Here is a 16,665-nt window from a genome sequence, read left to right on the forward strand (position 1 = left end):
TCACTCCTTGCTGAACCTGTCGCGCAGAACGTGTTTCAGCACTTTGCCGGCCGGCGAAAGCGGCAAGGCGTCGACGAGGGATATCGAGCGCGGCGCCTTGTAGCCGGCGATCAATGCGCTGCAATGGGCGCGAACGGCCGCGAGCGTGATGTCGGACCCGTCGTCGGGAACGATCACCGCGTGAACCCGTTCGCCCCAGTCCGGGTCCGGCACCGCGACCACCGCACTGGCGGCGATGCCCGGCATGGTGGCCAGCGCGTTCTCGACCTCTGCGGAATAGACGTTTTCGCCGCCCGAGATGATCATGTCCTTGACGCGGTCGACGACATGCAGAAACCCGTTCTCGTCCATGAAACCGGCATCACCGGTATGGAGCCAGCCATCGTCCGACAGCGCCTGTGCCGTTTCCTCGGGCCGGTTCCAGTAGCCAAGCATGGTCTGCGCCCCTTTCACGGAAATCTCGCCGACATGGCCGACGGGCAGCGGCGCGCGGTTGCCGTCCACGATCCGAACCGTAGCCGTCGGCAGCGGGCGCCCGGCCGAGGCGAGGCGTCTTTCCGCACCGTCGCCCAGGTGTTCGGCGGGGGCCAGGCAGGTGACGACGGGCGAGAATTCGGTCTGCCCATAGACCTGCATGAACCCCGCGGTCGGGATCGCCGTCATGGCGCGGGACAGAAGGGTCGTGTCGATCGGAGCCGCGCCATAGCGTATCGAGATCAGCGACGAGAGTTCACGCGCGCCCATGTCCGGATGATCGAGCAACCAGCGCAGCATGGTCGGCACGACGAAAATGTCGCCGATACGCTCCGCCTCGATCAGCCGAAGCGCCTCGCCCGGATCAAAGGCCGGCATGATCACCTGCGGGGCGCGGCGATAGGCGAACTGGAAGATCACCCCGACCCCACCGATGTGGAAAAACGGCGCCACATGCAGCCCCGGGGCCGCGCCTCCGTTGGGGGCGGCCGCGGTGAGCGACAACGAGCAGGTCGCGATCCCGGCATGCGAGAGCATCACCCCCTTGGGCCGCCCGGTTGTCCCCCCGGTATAGAGAAGTGCCGCCATGTCGTCGCCGCCGGCGCCCGCATCCGGCACGGGATCATGCGCGGCGATGAGATGCTCAAAGCTCTCGCACCCCTCGGGCGCCGGGTTTTCCCCCGCGTGGATCACGGTTTTCAATACCGGCGCAAGACGTCGCAGATCGGGCAGAAGATCCGTGAAATCGTCGCCCACGATCAGAACTTCCGTGCCGCTGTCTTTGAGCGAGAACGCCATTTCCGCCGTCGACCAACGGTTATTCACCGGGTTTATGACCGCCCCCGCCCACAGCGTGGCAAAGACATATTCCACATACCGGTCCGAATTATGCGCCAGCATCGCCACCCGGTCGCCTTGCCTGACCCCGATGGCCACCAGCGCCGCGGCGAGCCGCGACACGCGATCGACGAAATCGGCATTCGTTTTCCGTCTCTGCCCGAATATCGTGAAGAGGCCGCCGGGGTTTTCGTCGCGTGCCTTTTCAAGCGGCTGTGTCAGGCTGAGGCCCGGCATCAGTTGCGGTTCCGGTCGTCCAGCCCGAGGCCGCGCCCGATGATCTCGCGCATGATCTCGGATGTCCCCGCGTAGATCCGGCTGATCCGGGCATCCCGGTAGAGATGGCTGATCTCGTATTCATCCATGTATCCCGCGCCACCATGCAGTTGCAGGCATTCATCGACCACCCGGCCCTCCACCTCGGAGGTGAACAGCTTGACCTCCGCCGCCATTTCCGCGCCAAGCTCGCCGTTCAGGTGTTCGCGCACGCAATGGTCGGTCAGCGCCCAGGCGGCATCCAGTTCGGTGCGGAGCGAGGCCATCTTGAAACGCGAGTTCTGAAACGTGCCGATCGGACGCCCGAACGCGCGGCGATCCATGATGTATTCCATGGTGATGTTGAACGCATGTTCGGCCCGCGCGATGAAACCGGCCGCCCCGATCAGGCGCTCTTCCGCGAGGTTCATCATCATCGTCTTGAACCCCGCGCGCGGGTCACCCAGCACGTTTTCCTTGGGCACCTTCACGTCGTCAAAGAACAGCTCGGCCGTGTCCTGGCTTTCCAGCCCGACCTTCCTGAGGTTCCGGCCACGTTCGAAACCGGGCGTTCCGTCCTCGACCCAGAACAGGCCGATCTCGTGGCTGGCATCGGGATTGGTGCGGGCGGCGACCAATACCAGCCCGGCAAGAAACCCGTTTGAAATATAGGTCTTGGACCCGTTCAGCACCCAGTGATCGTCGGCCTCGACTGCCCGCGTCCGGATGCCGGCCAGGTCTGAACCGGTCCCCGGTTCCGTCATCGCGATGGCCAGAACCGTGTCGCCAGAAACCGCGCCGGGCATGAACCGGTCACGTTGCGCATCCGAGGCGAATTTCTGCAGATACGGCCCGATGATCCGGTTCTGCAACCCGATGAAAAAGCCCGGTTCGCGCGGGCCGAGCTCTTCGCACAGGATCATGTCATAGCGAAAATCGTCGAGCCCCAGCCCGCCGTGTTTTTCATCGGCATACATGCACAGGAACCCTTCGCGCCCCGCGCTTTTCCAGAGCTCGCGGCTGACGCAACCGTTCTCGCGCCATTCCCCGGCGCGGGGAAAAACCTCTTTCTCGGCCCAGGCCCGCACCGTGCGGCGGAAGATTTCGTGTTCTTCGTCGTAGATCGTGCGTTTCAGCATTCGAGCCTCCGGTCGTGGGGGGCGGTCCCGCAATGGCACCGCCCCGATTGCGCTATTTGATCGTTTCGATCAGCTTCCAGCCGCCATTGTCGACGACGGAGACAAAGATCTCCTCGGCGCTGGCATGGTCATCGGCGCTCATCGCGATGGTGTTCCCGGCGATCACGTCCTCGTAGTCGAGCGTTTCCATCGCCTTGATGAACCCCTCGCGGGTCAGGTCGCGGCCCGCGGCTTCCAGCGCCTCGGTCACCATCACGGCACCCGAATAGCCCAGAACCGCGCCGCTGCCCGGGAACTTGTCACCGCTGGCCGCCTTGAATTCGCCGACCCAGGCCGCGACCTCGGGCACATCCATGCGCGAGGCCAAGTCCTGCCAACCCGAAACGGCATAGACCCCGTCATTCACGCCCTGCGCCGCGAGCCCCTGGGCCACGACCGTGTGGAACCCGGCGCCCGACAGCAGGAACTTGACATCAGTCATGCCCAGCTTGCGTGCCGTGGCGATGGCATTGATCATCTGGCTGATGCCCAGCCCGACCGCGACGGTGTCACAGCCCGAGGCCTTGATCTTGCCGAACGCGCCGGTGAAGTCGGTCTCGTCGGGTTTATGCGCCAGTTCCGCGCCAAGTTCCTGCCCGCGTGCCTTGGCGATCTCGTGAATCGCTTCCTCGATTTCCTTGCCGAAATCGGTCGGCAGCAACATGGTGCAGAATTTCTGCGTGCCCTGTTCGTCGATCAGATAGCTGGCGCCTTCCTTGATCGCGGCATAATAGGTCGCGGTCGGGATGAATTTCCACGACTCGAAAGGTTCGACCATCTGGCGGGCCGCGGTAATGGGCGCAACGTTCGGAATGCCCTGGGGCCCCATCAACTGGAACATCGCGATATTGTGCGGGGTGCCGAGGTTGTTCAGCATCGCGAAAACCTGGTCGCGGTTGACCAGCTTGTTCGCCGCCTGAACGGCCTTGGGCACCTGGTAGCCGTGGTCCTCCACGATATAGGTCAGCTTGCGCCCGTGGATGCCACCGGCGGCGTTGATCTTGTCGAAATGCATCTGCACCGCGGTGACCGCGGGCACCGAAAACGCGGCAAACAGACCCGAAAGGTCCTGCGCGCTGCCAATCTTGATCTCGGTGTCCGTAACCCCGGGCGTCTGCGCGTTTGCCGGCGCGGCAAGCGCGAGGGCAAATGCGGCCACCACTGATTTCATCTTCATTTTTGCTTTCCTCCCTTTGAAGCATCCGGTGTCCCGGTCCGTGTCAGTACATGGTGTCGATCAGCTCCGAGTGCCGTTCGCTGACGAAGCTCCGCTTGAGCTTCATCGTTGGCGTCAATTCGTCGTCTTCCGGGGTCAGCAGGATGTCGATGAGCCGGAAATCCTTGATCTGTTCGACCTGCGCGAATTCCTTGTTGGTGTCGGCCACGATCGACCCGATCAGCTGGCGCACCTCGTCGGCGCGGGTCAGCGACGCGTAATCCGAAAACGGAACCTGCCTGTCGCGGGCGAATTTCTCGACATTCTCCTGGTCGATCATGACCAGGCAGGTGAGGAACTTGCGTTTGTCGCCGATCACCACGGCATCCGAGACATAGGGCGAGAATTTCAACCGGCTTTCGATTTCGGCCGGAGTGATGTTCTTGCCGCCCGCGGTGATGATGATGTCCTTGATCCGGCCCGTGATCGTCAGGCAGCCGTGATCGTCGATGCGCCCGACATCGCCGGTTCTCAGCCACCCGTCCGCGGTCAGGGTTTCGGCGGTCTTGTCGGGCTTGTTCCAGTAGCCTGCGAACACCGTCGGCCCGCCGATCTGGATCTCGCCCTCGTCGGACAGACGCAGACCGACACCGGGCAGGGCCGGGCCGACCGTGCCGATGCGGCTGTCGCCCACCTTGTTGCTGGTGCCGACACCCGAACATTCGGTCAGCCCCCAGCCTTCGATCAGGGGCACGCCGATGGCGTTGAACCAGCGTATCAGATCGGGCGAAATCGGTGCCGCGCCGGTGGTGCATCGCCGCGCCCGCCCCAGCCCCAGCATCCGCCGCAGGTTGGCCAGAACCAGGATTTCGGCCAGCGCATGTTTCAGCCGCAACCCGATCCCCGGCCGGCCACCCTGTTCCAGCACCGCCGCGCGGGCCGCCCCGACCCGCAGCGCCCAATCGAACACGCGGCCCGCGAAACCGCCCGCTTCCGAGCGCATGATCGTCACCCCGGAATACAGTTTCTCCCAGATCCGCGGCACACCGGCAAAGGAATGCGGGCTGACTTCGCGCAGGTTGTCGAACACCGTTTCGGGGCTTTCGGCAAAGTTCACCGTGCACCCGGCCGCGATCGGGTTTTCAACCGACACGAGCCGTTCCAGCGCGTGGCACAGGGGCAGGAAACACAGCAATTCGTCCGCCGCGTCGAAATCATAGACATGCGGCCAGGCCGCGAGCTGGAACATCACATTGCGATGGGTGATGATCGCGCCTTTGGACGGGCCCGTGGTGCCCGAGGTATAGATCAGCATCCGCGGATCCTCGGGGCGCACCGCGGCCAGCGCCGTTTCGAACCGGCCGGGATGGGCCTCGGCCTCGCGCGCGCCCTGCAGCAAGAGCGCGTCCAGGAATGTCACCTGCGGGTCAGAGAACTCGGCCAGCCCGTCGCGATCAAACACCACCACATACCTGATCTCCGGCATCCGGTCGCGGGCATCCAGCCATTTGTCCAGCTGTTCGTCGTTCTCGACAAACAGCACGCTGGCGCCGCTGTCCTGCGCCAGATAGGCAAGCTGGCTCGCGCTGTCGGTGGTATAGACGCCCGACGGGATCGCCCCGATCGACGCCGCGCCGAGATCGCAATAGAGCCATTCGCGGCGGTCTTCGGACAGGATCAGGACCGGCTCGCCCGGCCTGACCCCCAAGGCCATCAGCGCCAGGCCGATCTTGCGGGCGTTTTCGTAATAGTCGCGCCAGGAATAGGCCTGCCAGATGCCCAGCTTCTTTTCGCGGTGGCAGACGCGGTCGCCAAAGCGGTCGCACCGGTCCTTCCACAGCGACACGACGGTGGCGTGGCTGTCAACGGTGATCCGGTCCCCGGACAAAGCTGCATTCATCTCCATGTCTTGCGCCTTTTCCAGCGTTTCTGGCCGCGTTCGGTTTCCTGCGTGCGCCCGAGATAGAATTCCTGGATGTCGTCGGATGCCTTGAGCCGTTCCGTCGGCCCCGACATCACGATCCGCCCCATTTCCAGCACATAGCCGGTCGTCGCCGTTTCCAGCGCGATATGGGCGTTCTGTTCGACAAGCAGCATGGTCACGCCCTGTTCGGCATTGAGCCGCGCGATGATGTCAAAGATCTCCTGCGTCAGCAGGGGCGACAGGCCCAGCGACGGTTCATCCAGCATCATCAGCCTGGGACGCGCCATGAGCCCGCGCCCGATGGCCAGCATCTGCTGTTGCCCGCCCGACAGGAACCCCGCCGCCTGCCGGCGCCGTTCCCGGAGAACCGGAAAGTAGCTGTAGACCAGGTCCAGGTCCCCGGCCGGCACCGCCCTGCGCGTAAACGCCCCCAGTTTCAGGTTCTCTTCGACGGTCAGGTATGGAAACACCTCGCGCCCCTCGGGCACCAGCGATATGCCTTTCGTGACGATCCGGTCCGGCTCCAGCCGGGCGATCGGCTCGCCCATGAAGTCAACCGCGCCCTTTTCCGGGTCCATCAGACCGGCGACGGTTTTCATCAAGGTCGTCTTGCCCGCCCCATTGGCGCCGAGAATGGCGACGATCTCGCCCTCGTTCACGTCGATCGAGACGCCGCGCAGCGCCATGATCGCGCCGTAATAGGTTTCGAGGTTGCGCACCGACAGGATGTTCATGCCGTCACCTCCGTGCCCAGATAGGCGGCCTGCACATCGGGATGCGCCTGCACCTCGGCCGGCGTCCCGAGCGCCAGCGGCCTGCCATTTGCCACGGCAAGAACCCGGTCGCAGACCTGGGTGACCAGCGACATGTCATGTTCGACCATCAGCACGGTCAGCCCCATGTCGCGGCGCATGTCCTCGATCCAGAACGCCACGTCCTGCGTTTCTTCGACCGACAGGCCCGAGGCCGGTTCATCGAGCAGGATCAGGCGCGGCCCGATCGCCAGCGCGCGGCCGATTTCGACCACTTTGCGCACACCATAGGGCAGCCCCGCGATCATCTTGGTGCGATGCGCCTCCAGTTCGAGGAACTCGATCACCTCTTCGACCTTTTCGCGATGCAGCCGTTCCTCGCGCCGGACCTTCGGCAGAAACAATGCGTCCTGAACGAAACTGGTTTTCCGGTGCGTGTGCCGCCCCATCAGGAGGTTGTCGAGCACGGTGGAATGATCGAACAGTTCGATGTTCTGGAACGTCCGCGCGATGCCCAGCGGGGCGATATCCTGCGCCTTCAGGCCGGTGATGTCCTGACCATCGAACCAGATCGTGCCCCTTGTGGGTTTGTAGATCCGGCTGATCAGGTTGAAGATCGTCGATTTCCCGGCCCCGTTGGGCCCGATGATCGCGAAAATCTCGCCCGGCGCGACGTCGAATGACACGCCGTCCACCGCCTTGACGCCGCCGAAATGAACGGTCAGGTCGCGTATCTCGAGCAGGTTCATTTCATGCGTTCCGTTTTCAGATAGCTTTTCTGGCGGCGGAACACGTCGCGGCGGGCCAGCGGGAACACCTCGAACCAGTATTTGATCTTGAGGCTGCGCCCGTAGATCCCGGTCGGCTCGTAGATGATGAACCCGATCAGGATCAGCGAAAACAGCATGGTGTCGAGCCCCGGAATGCCCGCTAGGTTGATGCCCAGGTTCTCGTTGAGACCATCGCGCAGAATGGCGATGAGCTGGGGCACCGCCGAGATCAGGATCGCCCCCAGGAACGCGCCCTGGATCGAGCCGAGGCCACCGATCGTCACCACGAGCAGCAGGTTGATGGAGATGAAGATCGAGAACAGCTCGTAGTTGAAGAAGCCGATATAGTGACCCAGCAAAGCCCCGGCCAGCCCGGTCACCCCGGCGGACAGGCCAAAGGCCAGCGATTTTGTCTGGGTGACGTTGATGCCCAGCGCCCGCGCCGATACCTCGCTGTCGCGAACGGCCAGGAATGAACGCCCGGTCGGGCTGCGCATGAGGTTGGCATAGCCCCAGGTGACAAGTGCGACGACCCCCAGCACCAGCCAATAGAAATTGCTCAGGGCCGCGTATCGATCGAAACTGATGCCGAGGATCTCGATCGACGGCGCCAGTATCCCGCCGATGCCGCCGGTCAGCGGCTCGAACAGGATCACAAGCTCTTCGACGATGACGAACATCGCCAGCGTGGCAATCGCCAGGTAGATGCCCGACATCCGCACCGCGGGAACCGCGATCAGCGCCCCGAACAGCCCGGTCAGCAGCCCGGCGAGAAGAAAACTGATCGCGAAGGGCAGTCCCGCGTTCATCAGCGCGGCATCGGAATAGGCGCCGATGGCCAGGAATGCCGCATGGCCCAGGCTGACCTGCCCGGTATGTCCCACGGCAATCATCAGACCCATACCGGCAAGCGCCCAGATCAGGGTGTTCGTGACCTCGGAGAGATAATAGTCGCCGACCAGGAAGGGCAGCGCCGCCATGGCGAGCAGAAGCAGCCCCATCAATACCCGGTCCCGCCCGTGTTCGTGCAGGTCGATGTCGCTGTCATAGCTGGTCTTGAAAACAACGCGCATGGGCTAGACCTTCTTCATCTGGATCTGGCCGAACAGCCCGCCCGGACGGGCCACCAGAACGATCAGCATGATCATGTAGGGGGACATCTGGGCGAATTCGCCGGGGGCATAGCGCCCGGCATAGGCCTCGACCACGCCGATGATCAGCCCGCCCAGCAAGGCGCCCGGCAGGGACCCCAGCCCGCCGATCACGGCGGCGGCAAAGGCCTTGATGCCCAACAGCCCGATATTGGGATCGATTGCGCCCCGGGTGGCGTAGAGAATTCCGGCAACGGTCGCGACGGCGCCCGACAGGCCCCAGATCATGGAATTGACCCGCATGACCGGCACCCCGACGATATAGGCGGCCATCTGGTTCTGGCTGGCGGCCTGCGCGGCAAGCCCATACCGCGTGAAGGCAAAGAAGGCCCACAGCAGGAGCGTGAGAATGATGGTCACGACAATGGCCGTCAGATCGGCCAGCCCGACGACCACGCCGCCCGCCGAAAGGTTTTTTCCGGCAAAGGGGGTTTCGAGCACCAGCGGCGTGTAGCCCCAGATCAGCCCCGCAACGAAACGGAACACGAACCCCAGGGCGATGGTCAGGATGACCAGCGCGAATTGAGGCTGGCCAAAGAGGCGACGGACCACGATGCGCTCGACGCCCCAGCCCAGCATGAACATGATGATCATGGCCATCGGGACCGCGACGACAAAGGGCAACCCCAGCTGACCGGAGTTGCCCAGCGTGAGCGCCACGAACGCCCCCAGCATCATCATGTCGCCCTGCGCGAAGTTTACGCCCTCGCTCGCCTTGTAGATCAGCACGAAGCCCAGCGCGACCAGGCCATAGACGCAGCCGCTGGCCACCCCACCGATCAGAAGCTGCAGGATTTCCGTCATGGAAACCTCTGCGCCGCGGCGCCCGCCAGTGAATCGGTCATCGAATCCCTCCCGCTCAGCGTTGATCGCTGTTGACAAGTTTTAAACATGGGTGTTCAATCTTAGTCAATACTGCTCTTGCAATTCGGTGTTTTTGTCATGAATGCGGCCACTCTTCGAATTCACCAGACCGCCATGCGCATTTTTGCCGAACGCGGCGGCACGGTCATTGGCGTCAGCGACCTGGCGCGCGAAGCGGGCGTGGCGCGCGGCACCATCTACAACAACATCCCGGACCCATCCGACCTGTTCGTTCCGGTCTGCGACATGGTCGCGGCCGAGTTTCGCGAGTCGATGGGCCTCGCCTGCGCCCATATGGACGACCCGGCGGAAAAGATCTCCGCATCGATCCGGCTCAGCATCCGGCGCGTCCACGATGAACCGCACTGGGGGCGCTTCATCGCGCGCTATGCCATGCTGGAGCCGAAGCTCGGGAGCTTCTGGGCCGAGATGCCCGCCGTCGAACTCCGCCGGGGGCTCGCCTCGGGACGGTTTCGGTTTCAGCCCGATCAGGTCGCGTCGATCACGGCCACGGCGGGCGGGGGAACCTTCGGTGCGATGACGCTGGTTCTCAACGGCCATCGAACATGGCGGCAGGCCGGTGACGATGCCGCGGAAATCATCCTGCGCGGCATCGGGATCGAACCCGCCGAAGCCCGCGCGATCACCCAGAACGAACTGGAGCCCCTGCCCCGTATGACCGCATTCAACGCGGCCTGACACCGGGCAGAGCAAGGAACCGGACGGAACAAGGAAAGGAACGACAATGGCTGAAACGGCCTATATCTACGACGCCATTCGCACGCCGCGATCGAAGGGCAAGGCGGATGGGGCATTGCACGAGGTGAAACCCATCCATCTCGTGACGACCCTGCTGAACGAGATGCAGGCACGGCACGATCTGGATACGTCGCGTGTCGATGACGTGATGCTGGGCTGCGTGATGCCGGTGATGGAACAGGGCGCCGTGCTGCCCAAGATCGCGCTTCAGAAGGCCGGCTGGGACGAAAGCGTGGCCGGCGCACAGGTCAACCGGTTCTGCGCCAGCGGTCTCGACACGTTCAACACCGCCGCGGCCAAGGTGGCGTCGGGCTGGGAGGATCTGGTCTGCGCGGGCGGCTACGAATCGATGTCCCGCGTGCCGATGGGCGCCGATGGCGGCCCGATGGGCGAAGACCCCGAAACCGCATTCGACACCGGGTTCGTGCCGCAGGGGATCGGCGCCGACCTGATCGCCACGATCGAAGGCTGGTCGCGCGATGACGTGGATGCGTTTGCGCTGGAAAGCCAGAAGCGCGCCGCACATGCCCGCGATTCGGGCTGGTTCGATCGCTCGGTTGTCCCGGTCACAGACGAGAACGGCCTTGTCGTTCTGGACAGGGACGATTTCATCAAGCCGGACACGGACATGCAGAAGCTGGGCGCGCTGAAACCCAGCTTTGCATCCCCCGGCGCGCTCGGTTTCGACGCGGTGGCATGTGCCAGATACCCGCAGATCGAACGGATCAACCATGTCCACACGCCGGGCAATTCCAGCGGCATCGTCGACGGGGCCTCGCTGGTGATGGTGGGCAATGAACGTGTTGGCAGGGATCTCGGCCTCGATCCGCGCGGCCGGGTCGTCTCGGTGGCCCTGACCGCCACCGACCCGACGATCATGCTCACCGGTCCCGGCCCGGCGTCTGAAAAGGCGCTCGCCAAGGCCGGGCTGACCATCGACGACATCGACCTCGTGGAAATCAACGAAGCCTTCGCCAGTGTCGCCCTGCGCCTGCAGAAGGACCTGCGCGTGCCGGACGAGAAACTGAACGTGGTGGGCGGCGCGATTGCCATGGGCCACCCGCTCGGCGCCACCGGCGGCTGCCTGGTCTCGACCATGCTGGACGAATTGGAGCGCCGGCAGCTGAACCGCGCATTGATCTGCATGTGCGTCGGCGGCGGCATGGGTATTGCCTCTATCATCGAACGTTTGTGAGAAAGAGCAGGATGGAAGATTTTATCTACGAAAAGGACGCCAATGGCATCGTGACCGTCACGATGGACATGCAGGGGCAGAACGCAAACACCATGAACGCGCGGTTCGAGCCGGGCATGCGCGCGATCTGCGACCGGCTGGAGGCCGAAGAGGGGCTGGCGGGCGTGATCTTCGCCTCGGCCAAGCCCACTTTCTTTGCGGGCGGTGACCTGAACGACATTCTCGCGACCGAAACCGCCGACGAAGCCACGTTTGCGCATGTCGAAGCGAACAAGGCCGTCTACCGGCGGCTCGAGAAACTGCCGGTTCCCGTGGTTTCGGCCATCAATGGCGCGGCGCTGGGCGGCGGATATGAACTGTGCCTTGCCTGCAATCACCGTATCGTCGTGACCGATCCCAGGGCGGTGGTCGGCCTGCCCGAAGTGACGCTGGGCCTGCTGCCCGGCGCCGGCGGTGTCGTGCGGCTGACGGCGAAACTGGGGTTGGAAAAGGCGCTGCCGTTTCTCCTGGAGGGCAAACAGGTTCGCCCGGATGCAGCGCTTGCGGCCGGGCTCGTGGATGAGATCGTCGCGGATCGCGACCAGCTTGTCCCGGCGGCGAAGGCATGGATCAGGGCCAACCCCGACAGCCACACCCAGCCCTGGGATCAAAAGGGTTTCCGCTATCCCGGCGGCGACGCGGTGCATCCGCGGATTCGGCAGACCGCCATCATGGCCCCGGCGATGCTCTACAAGAAGACACGGGGCCTCTTGCCCGCGCCGGAAAAGATCCTCGATATCGCCGTGACCTCGATGAAGATGAATTTCGACGCGGCCCTGCGGATGGAAACGCGCCGTTTCATCGGGCTCATGGCCTCGAAAGAGGCCAAGGCCGCGATCTCGACCTTCTTCTTCGGCACGCAGGCCGTGAAATCCGGCAAGGTCCGCCCCGAAGGTGACCGCTGGCAGGCCGGGTCGGCCGCGGTGCTCGGCGCCGGCATGATGGGCTCGGGTATCGCCTATGCCCATGCAAAACGCGGCCTTCCGACCCAGCTCAAGGACACCGACATGGCCAATGCCGAGCGCGGTAAGGGCTATTCGGAGAGGCTCTGCGACAAGGCGCTGTCGCGGGGGAGGCTGGACGAGGCGGGCAAGGCCGCGCTTCTGGACCGGATCACCCCTACAACCGGGAACGCGGCGGCCGGGAGCATCGACATCGTCATCGAGGCGGTGTTCGAAGATATCGGGTTGAAGGAAAAGGTCATCGCCGACACCTGGCCGATGCTGGCCCAGGACGGGATCTATGGCTCGAACACATCGACCCTGCCGATCTCGATCCTGGCGGAGGCCTGCCCTGACCCGACCCGGTTCATCGGGCTTCACTTCTTTTCGCCGGTCGACCGGATGAAGGTGGTCGAGATCATCGTCGGCGACAAGACCAGCGAGGAAACCCTGCGCAAGGCCTATGACTACGTCCAGCAGATCGGCTACATGCCCATCGTCGTGAATGACGCCCGGGGGTTCTTTACCAGCCGCGTCTTTGGCACCTTCATGGACGAGGGTTGCCAGTTGCTGTCGGATGGCATGGCACCCGCTGCCATCGAACGCGCCGCCTGGCTGGCGGGTATGCCGGTCGGGCCGCTTCAGGTCTTTGACGAGGTTTCGCTGATCCTCAGCCAGAAGGTGCGCAAGACCCATGAGGCGCTGGACCAGCGGCTCGGGGTCGACAGCAAGTTCGGCGCCCACAATACCGCAACGTCCAGGATCACCGACGCGATGATCGACATGGGCCGCGGTGGACGGCAATATGGCGGCGGGTTCTATGACTATGACGCAGAAGGCGGGCGCACGCTCTGGGACGGGCTTGGCCAGTTTGCGCGGGGCAATTCCGAGGTCTCGCTGCGGGATGCGATCGACCGCATCCTCTATCGGCAGGCCATCGAAACGCTGCGCTGCATGGATGAAGGCGTGTTGAATACCGAGGTCGAGGCCAATCTGGGCGGCATCTTCGCCATCGGATTCCCCGCCCATACCGGCGGCGCGATCCAGTTCATCCGGGGCGAGGGGATCGAGGCATTCGCCGCGCGCGCCCGCGAACTGGCCGCGGAGTATGGCGACCGTTTCGCCGTGCCCGACAGCATCTATGACCGATTGCGCGACGATAAGGCGCAAGCGGCATGAGCGGACCGCTTGCCGGGCTGAAAGTCATCGAAATGCAGGGAATTGGCCCGGTTCCCCTGGCCGGCCAGCTCCTTGCGGATCTCGGGGCCGATGTGGTTCTGATCACGCGTGCCTCCGGCCCGGCCGACCCCACCGACATCAACAACCGAGGCAAGCGTTCGATCGCGCTGAACCTCAAGGCCCCGGGCGGTATCGAGGTCGCAAGGACGCTGATCACGCGGGCGGACGTGCTGATGGAGGGGTTTCGCCCGGGTGTGATGGAGCGGCTGGGACTGGGGCCGGATGATTGCCCCCGCAGCCTGGTCTATGCCCGCATGACCGGCTGGGGACAGGAGGGGCCGCTGTCGCAAACCGCCGGACATGACATCAATTACCTGGGACTGACGGGGTTCCTGAACGCCACCGGCCGCGCCGGTGACGTCCCGACCCCTCCGATCAATATCGCCGCCGATTATGGTGGCGGCACCATGTTCCTGCTGTTCGGTATCCTTGCCGCTCTCTACGAACGCCAGAACTCGGGCGAGGGGCAGGTGGTCGATGCCGCCATGGTCGATGGCGCGGCGGCGCTGATGGGGCTTGTCCATTCGTTCATCGCCCGCGGCCAATGGTCGGAACAGCGCGAAGCAAACCTGCTCGATGGCGGCGCCCCTTTCTACCGGACCTATGAATGCGCCGATGGCAGGTTCATCGCCGTGGGTCCGCTCGAGCCGCAGTTCTTTGCCGAGCTTGTGCGCCTCGCCGACCTGCCCGGGGACCACGTCACCACGCAGATGGACACGGGCCGGTGGCCTGAACGCCGCGATGACTATGCGCGGGTCTTCAGCCGGAAGACGCGCGACGAATGGGCGGCGATCTTCGATGGCACGGATGCCTGCGCCACACCGGTTCTCAGCTGGTCCGAGGCGCCTCGTCACCCGCATCTGGCCGCGCGCGGCACCTTCATCTCAACCGAAGGCGTTACCCAGTCCGCCCCCGCGCCGCGTTTCAGCCGCAGCCAGCCCGAAACACCCAAGACCCCCGCCGCCCCCGGCGGCGACGGTGAAGCGATCCTTTCGGAAACCGGCTATGGCGCCGCAGAAATCGCCGCCTTGCGCGACGCGGGCGTCCTCGCCTGACCGAGGGCTGCGGGATCATGCGCAACGGGAAATTGTTTTGCCCATTTCCTGATCATCCCGCTGAATGATGCGCCAAACCGATGACGTGGCCGGTGGCATCCGGTGCCGATCCCTTGCGCCGTGTCCCTGAAACCTGAATCCAGTCCGGGATGGATACGAAACTCACAGTGGTGGTGGTCGAAGAGGATCGGGATCGCGCCATCGCGATTGTCGATGCCCTGAAGGACAGCGTCGATTGCGATGTATTCGTGATCTCCGAGGCCAGTGGCCTCGGGCGCAAGATCGCGGTGCATGCGCCCGATATCGTCCTGATCGATGTCGACAACCCGACGCGCGACATGCTCGAGGAACTGACGCTCGCCTCGGGTCCGCTGGAGCGGCCGGTGGCGATGTTCGTGTCGGGCGCGGCGGGCGGGTTGGCGCAGGCCGCGATTGAAGCGGGCGTGTCGGCCTATGTGGTGGACGGCCTGTCGCCCGCGCGCATCAGGCCGGTGATGGACACCGCCATCGCACGGTTCCGCATGGTGCGCCAGATGCGCAGCGAACTGGCAGAAACGCGGCGCGCGCTGGAGGAGCGCAAGGTGATCGACCGGGCCAAGGGGCTCCTGATGAAGGCCAAAAGCATCGATGAGGATGCCGCATATGCGCTATTGCGCAAGACGGCGATGAACCAGGGTCGGCGCGTGGCGGATGTGGCCGGGGCCGTCGTCACCGCGTCGGGGCTGCTGGGATGAGGACCGTGGAAATCTCCGTCGCCTTCATGCCGCTCGTGGATGCGGCGCCCCTGATCGTCGCGCAGGAGCTGGGGTTTGCCGAAACCGAAGGCGTTTCGCTCGACCTCGTCGCCGCGCCGTCATGGTCGTCGCTGCGCGACATGCTGGCCTTCGGGCGGGTGGATGCGGCGCATCTCCTCTCGCCGCTGCCGGTGGCCATGGCCCTGGGGCTGGGCGGGGTCTCGACGCCGATCTCGGCGGTATCGGTCCTGTCCGCGAACGGCAACGTGCTGGGGGTCGGGCGCGGTCTGGAACGGCGGTTGCGCGATGCGGGATACGGGTTCGACTTCGCCGATCCCGTCAAGGCCGCCACCGCGCTGGCCGTGGCCGGGAACGGGGACAGGGACAGGGACAGGAACGGGCCGATCATCTTTGGCGTCCCGTTTCCCTTTTCGATGCATGTCGAGCTGCTGCGCTATTGGTGCGCCGGAACGGATCTGGGCGAAACCGGCATCGAGATTCGCACCGTTCCCCCGCCGCTCATGGCCGATGCCCTGGCCGCGGGTGACATCGACGCCTTCTGTGTCGGCGAGCCCTGGGGGTCCGTGGCGGTGGATCAGGGCGTCGGCGCGCTCATTCTGCCGGGTAGGTCCATCTGGGAATTTGCGCCGGAAAAGGTGCTGGCGGTCCGAACCGATTGGGCCGAAACGGAACCGGATCTCCTCGGCCGCCTGATGCGGGCGGTCTGGCGGGCCGGGCGATGGCTAGGCAATCCCGACAGCGTCGGCGCCGCCAGCAACATCCTGTCCCGCAAAACCTATCTGGACGTGCCGGCCGAACTGATCGACAGGGCGCTTTCCGGTGACCTGACCGTGTCGGCCAGCGGCGACCAGCGCCGCGTCGACCATTTCGTGGAGTTTCACGCAGGTGCCGCCAGTTTCCCATGGCGCAGCCAGGCCAGGTGGATCGCCAACCGGCTTCGGCAAAGCCACGAACCGGCCGGCGGGGTCTCGCTCGACGCCGCCGCCGCGGTCTTTCGCAGCGATCTCTACCGCCGCCACCTCGCGGCTTCCGGCGCCGATCTGCCCGGCGCGTCGGAGAAACTCGAAGGTTCGATTCGTCATCCGACCGCCGTCGCGTCGCTGAACGGCGGGACCATCCTGCTGCCGGACAGGTTTTTCGATGGGCGCATTTTTGACCCATCCGGTGTCGAGTGATGCTTTCTTGGGCAATCCCCGGCGGCCCACCGGTCAATATCGTGCCGTTCGGCCCTCCGATCCGGATTTGCCCTTTGCCTTTATGCTGCACTGCCGCATGATTGACCCATCGACGCACAACGGGGTGCGTTGAACCGAATTCTCCC

General features: G+C 64.5%; 14 protein-coding genes. 6 read left to right on the top strand and 8 right to left on the bottom strand.

Going from position 1 to position 16,665, the window contains the following annotated elements; genetic code table 11:
- The 8 genes from C6Y53_RS09915 to C6Y53_RS09950 are packed head-to-tail and all read right to left on the bottom strand — an operon-like array spanning nt 1 to nt 9,301.
- A complete protein-coding gene (locus tag C6Y53_RS09915; protein WP_106472291.1) occupies nt 1–1,548 on the bottom strand; it encodes a long-chain-fatty-acid--CoA ligase in 1,548 nt (515 codons plus the stop codon).
- The gene (locus tag C6Y53_RS09920) at nt 1,548–2,705 is read right to left on the bottom strand and encodes an acyl-CoA dehydrogenase family protein (RefSeq protein ID WP_211299350.1); all 1,158 of its coding nucleotides are present in this window, start codon (nt 2,703–2,705) and stop codon (nt 1,548–1,550) included. Before C6Y53_RS09920 ends, C6Y53_RS09915 begins: the two co-directional genes overlap by 1 nt.
- 52 nt (nt 2,706–2,757) lie before the next feature.
- The gene (locus C6Y53_RS09925; protein ID WP_106472292.1) at nt 2,758–3,921 is read right to left on the bottom strand and encodes an ABC transporter substrate-binding protein; all 1,164 of its coding nucleotides are present in this window, start codon (nt 3,919–3,921) and stop codon (nt 2,758–2,760) included.
- A gap of 43 nt (nt 3,922–3,964) precedes the next feature.
- A complete protein-coding gene (locus C6Y53_RS09930) occupies nt 3,965–5,800 on the bottom strand; it encodes an AMP-dependent synthetase/ligase (RefSeq protein WP_425300361.1) in 1,836 nt (611 codons plus the stop codon).
- Nucleotides 5,797–6,558 carry an ABC transporter ATP-binding protein gene (locus C6Y53_RS09935; protein WP_106472294.1) on the bottom strand — a complete coding sequence of 254 codons (762 nt, stop codon included), beginning with the start codon at nt 6,556–6,558 and terminating at the stop codon, nt 5,797–5,799. Before C6Y53_RS09935 ends, C6Y53_RS09930 begins: the two co-directional genes overlap by 4 nt.
- Nucleotides 6,555–7,325 carry an ABC transporter ATP-binding protein gene (locus C6Y53_RS09940; protein ID WP_106472295.1) on the bottom strand — a complete coding sequence of 257 codons (771 nt, stop codon included), beginning with the start codon at nt 7,323–7,325 and terminating at the stop codon, nt 6,555–6,557. Before C6Y53_RS09940 ends, C6Y53_RS09935 begins: the two co-directional genes overlap by 4 nt.
- The gene (locus C6Y53_RS09945) at nt 7,322–8,419 is read right to left on the bottom strand and encodes a branched-chain amino acid ABC transporter permease (protein WP_106472296.1); all 1,098 of its coding nucleotides are present in this window, start codon (nt 8,417–8,419) and stop codon (nt 7,322–7,324) included. Before C6Y53_RS09945 ends, C6Y53_RS09940 begins: the two co-directional genes overlap by 4 nt.
- A gap of 3 nt (nt 8,420–8,422) precedes the next feature.
- Nucleotides 8,423–9,301, bottom strand: coding sequence for a branched-chain amino acid ABC transporter permease (locus tag C6Y53_RS09950; RefSeq protein ID WP_106472297.1), 879 nt, complete (start codon nt 9,299–9,301; stop codon nt 8,423–8,425).
- Between the two features lie 174 nt (nt 9,302–9,475).
- Between C6Y53_RS09950 and C6Y53_RS09955 the strand changes: the two genes are divergently transcribed.
- The 6 genes from C6Y53_RS09955 (at nt 9,476) to C6Y53_RS09980 (ending at nt 16,519) form a co-directional block, all read left to right on the top strand.
- Nucleotides 9,476–10,060: a TetR/AcrR family transcriptional regulator gene (locus tag C6Y53_RS09955; protein WP_244614799.1), complete on the top strand. Its 585-nt coding sequence runs from the start codon at nt 9,476–9,478 to the stop codon at nt 10,058–10,060.
- Between the two features lie 46 nt (nt 10,061–10,106).
- A complete protein-coding gene (locus C6Y53_RS09960; RefSeq protein ID WP_106472299.1) occupies nt 10,107–11,315 on the top strand; it encodes an acetyl-CoA C-acetyltransferase in 1,209 nt (402 codons plus the stop codon).
- A gap of 11 nt (nt 11,316–11,326) precedes the next feature.
- The gene (locus C6Y53_RS09965; protein WP_106472300.1) at nt 11,327–13,474 is read left to right on the top strand and encodes a 3-hydroxyacyl-CoA dehydrogenase NAD-binding domain-containing protein; all 2,148 of its coding nucleotides are present in this window, start codon (nt 11,327–11,329) and stop codon (nt 13,472–13,474) included.
- Entirely contained in the window at nt 13,471–14,589 is a 1,119-nt protein-coding gene (locus tag C6Y53_RS09970; protein WP_106472301.1) for a CaiB/BaiF CoA transferase family protein, read from the top strand. The genes C6Y53_RS09965 and C6Y53_RS09970 overlap by 4 nt, the downstream gene beginning before the upstream one ends.
- Nucleotides 14,590–14,738: 149 nt before the next feature.
- Nucleotides 14,739–15,323: an ANTAR domain-containing response regulator gene (locus tag C6Y53_RS09975; protein ID WP_106472302.1), complete on the top strand. Its 585-nt coding sequence runs from the start codon at nt 14,739–14,741 to the stop codon at nt 15,321–15,323.
- Nucleotides 15,320–16,519, top strand: coding sequence for an ABC transporter substrate-binding protein (locus C6Y53_RS09980; protein WP_106472303.1), 1,200 nt, complete (start codon nt 15,320–15,322; stop codon nt 16,517–16,519). Before C6Y53_RS09975 ends, C6Y53_RS09980 begins: the two co-directional genes overlap by 4 nt.
- Nucleotides 16,520–16,665 lie beyond the last annotated feature (146 nt).

Source organism: Pukyongiella litopenaei (assembly GCF_003008555.2).
Taxonomy (GTDB): Bacteria; Pseudomonadota; Alphaproteobacteria; order Rhodobacterales; family Rhodobacteraceae; genus Pukyongiella; species Pukyongiella litopenaei.

What these genes read in the sequence shown, in the direction of transcription:
- C6Y53_RS09915 (WP_106472291.1), bottom strand. Translation starts at nt 1,548, where the DNA reads ATGCCGGGCCTCAGCCTGACACAGCCGCTTGAAAAGGCACGCGACGAA.
- C6Y53_RS09920 (WP_211299350.1), bottom strand. Translation starts at nt 2,705, where the DNA reads ATGCTGAAACGCACGATCTACGACGAAGAACACGAAATCTTCCGCCGC.
- C6Y53_RS09925 (WP_106472292.1), bottom strand. Translation starts at nt 3,921, where the DNA reads ATGAAGATGAAATCAGTGGTGGCCGCATTTGCCCTCGCGCTTGCCGCG.
- C6Y53_RS09930 (WP_425300361.1), bottom strand. Translation starts at nt 5,800, where the DNA reads ATGAATGCAGCTTTGTCCGGGGACCGGATCACCGTTGACAGCCACGCC.
- C6Y53_RS09935 (WP_106472294.1), bottom strand. Translation starts at nt 6,558, where the DNA reads ATGAACATCCTGTCGGTGCGCAACCTCGAAACCTATTACGGCGCGATC.
- C6Y53_RS09940 (WP_106472295.1), bottom strand. Translation starts at nt 7,325, where the DNA reads ATGAACCTGCTCGAGATACGCGACCTGACCGTTCATTTCGGCGGCGTC.
- C6Y53_RS09945 (WP_106472296.1), bottom strand. Translation starts at nt 8,419, where the DNA reads ATGCGCGTTGTTTTCAAGACCAGCTATGACAGCGACATCGACCTGCAC.
- C6Y53_RS09950 (WP_106472297.1), bottom strand. Translation starts at nt 9,301, where the DNA reads ATGACGGAAATCCTGCAGCTTCTGATCGGTGGGGTGGCCAGCGGCTGC.
- C6Y53_RS09955 (WP_244614799.1), top strand. Translation starts at nt 9,476, where the DNA reads ATGCGCATTTTTGCCGAACGCGGCGGCACGGTCATTGGCGTCAGCGAC.
- C6Y53_RS09960 (WP_106472299.1), top strand. Translation starts at nt 10,107, where the DNA reads ATGGCTGAAACGGCCTATATCTACGACGCCATTCGCACGCCGCGATCG.
- C6Y53_RS09965 (WP_106472300.1), top strand. Translation starts at nt 11,327, where the DNA reads ATGGAAGATTTTATCTACGAAAAGGACGCCAATGGCATCGTGACCGTC.
- C6Y53_RS09970 (WP_106472301.1), top strand. Translation starts at nt 13,471, where the DNA reads ATGAGCGGACCGCTTGCCGGGCTGAAAGTCATCGAAATGCAGGGAATT.
- C6Y53_RS09975 (WP_106472302.1), top strand. Translation starts at nt 14,739, where the DNA reads ATGGATACGAAACTCACAGTGGTGGTGGTCGAAGAGGATCGGGATCGC.
- C6Y53_RS09980 (WP_106472303.1), top strand. Translation starts at nt 15,320, where the DNA reads ATGAGGACCGTGGAAATCTCCGTCGCCTTCATGCCGCTCGTGGATGCG.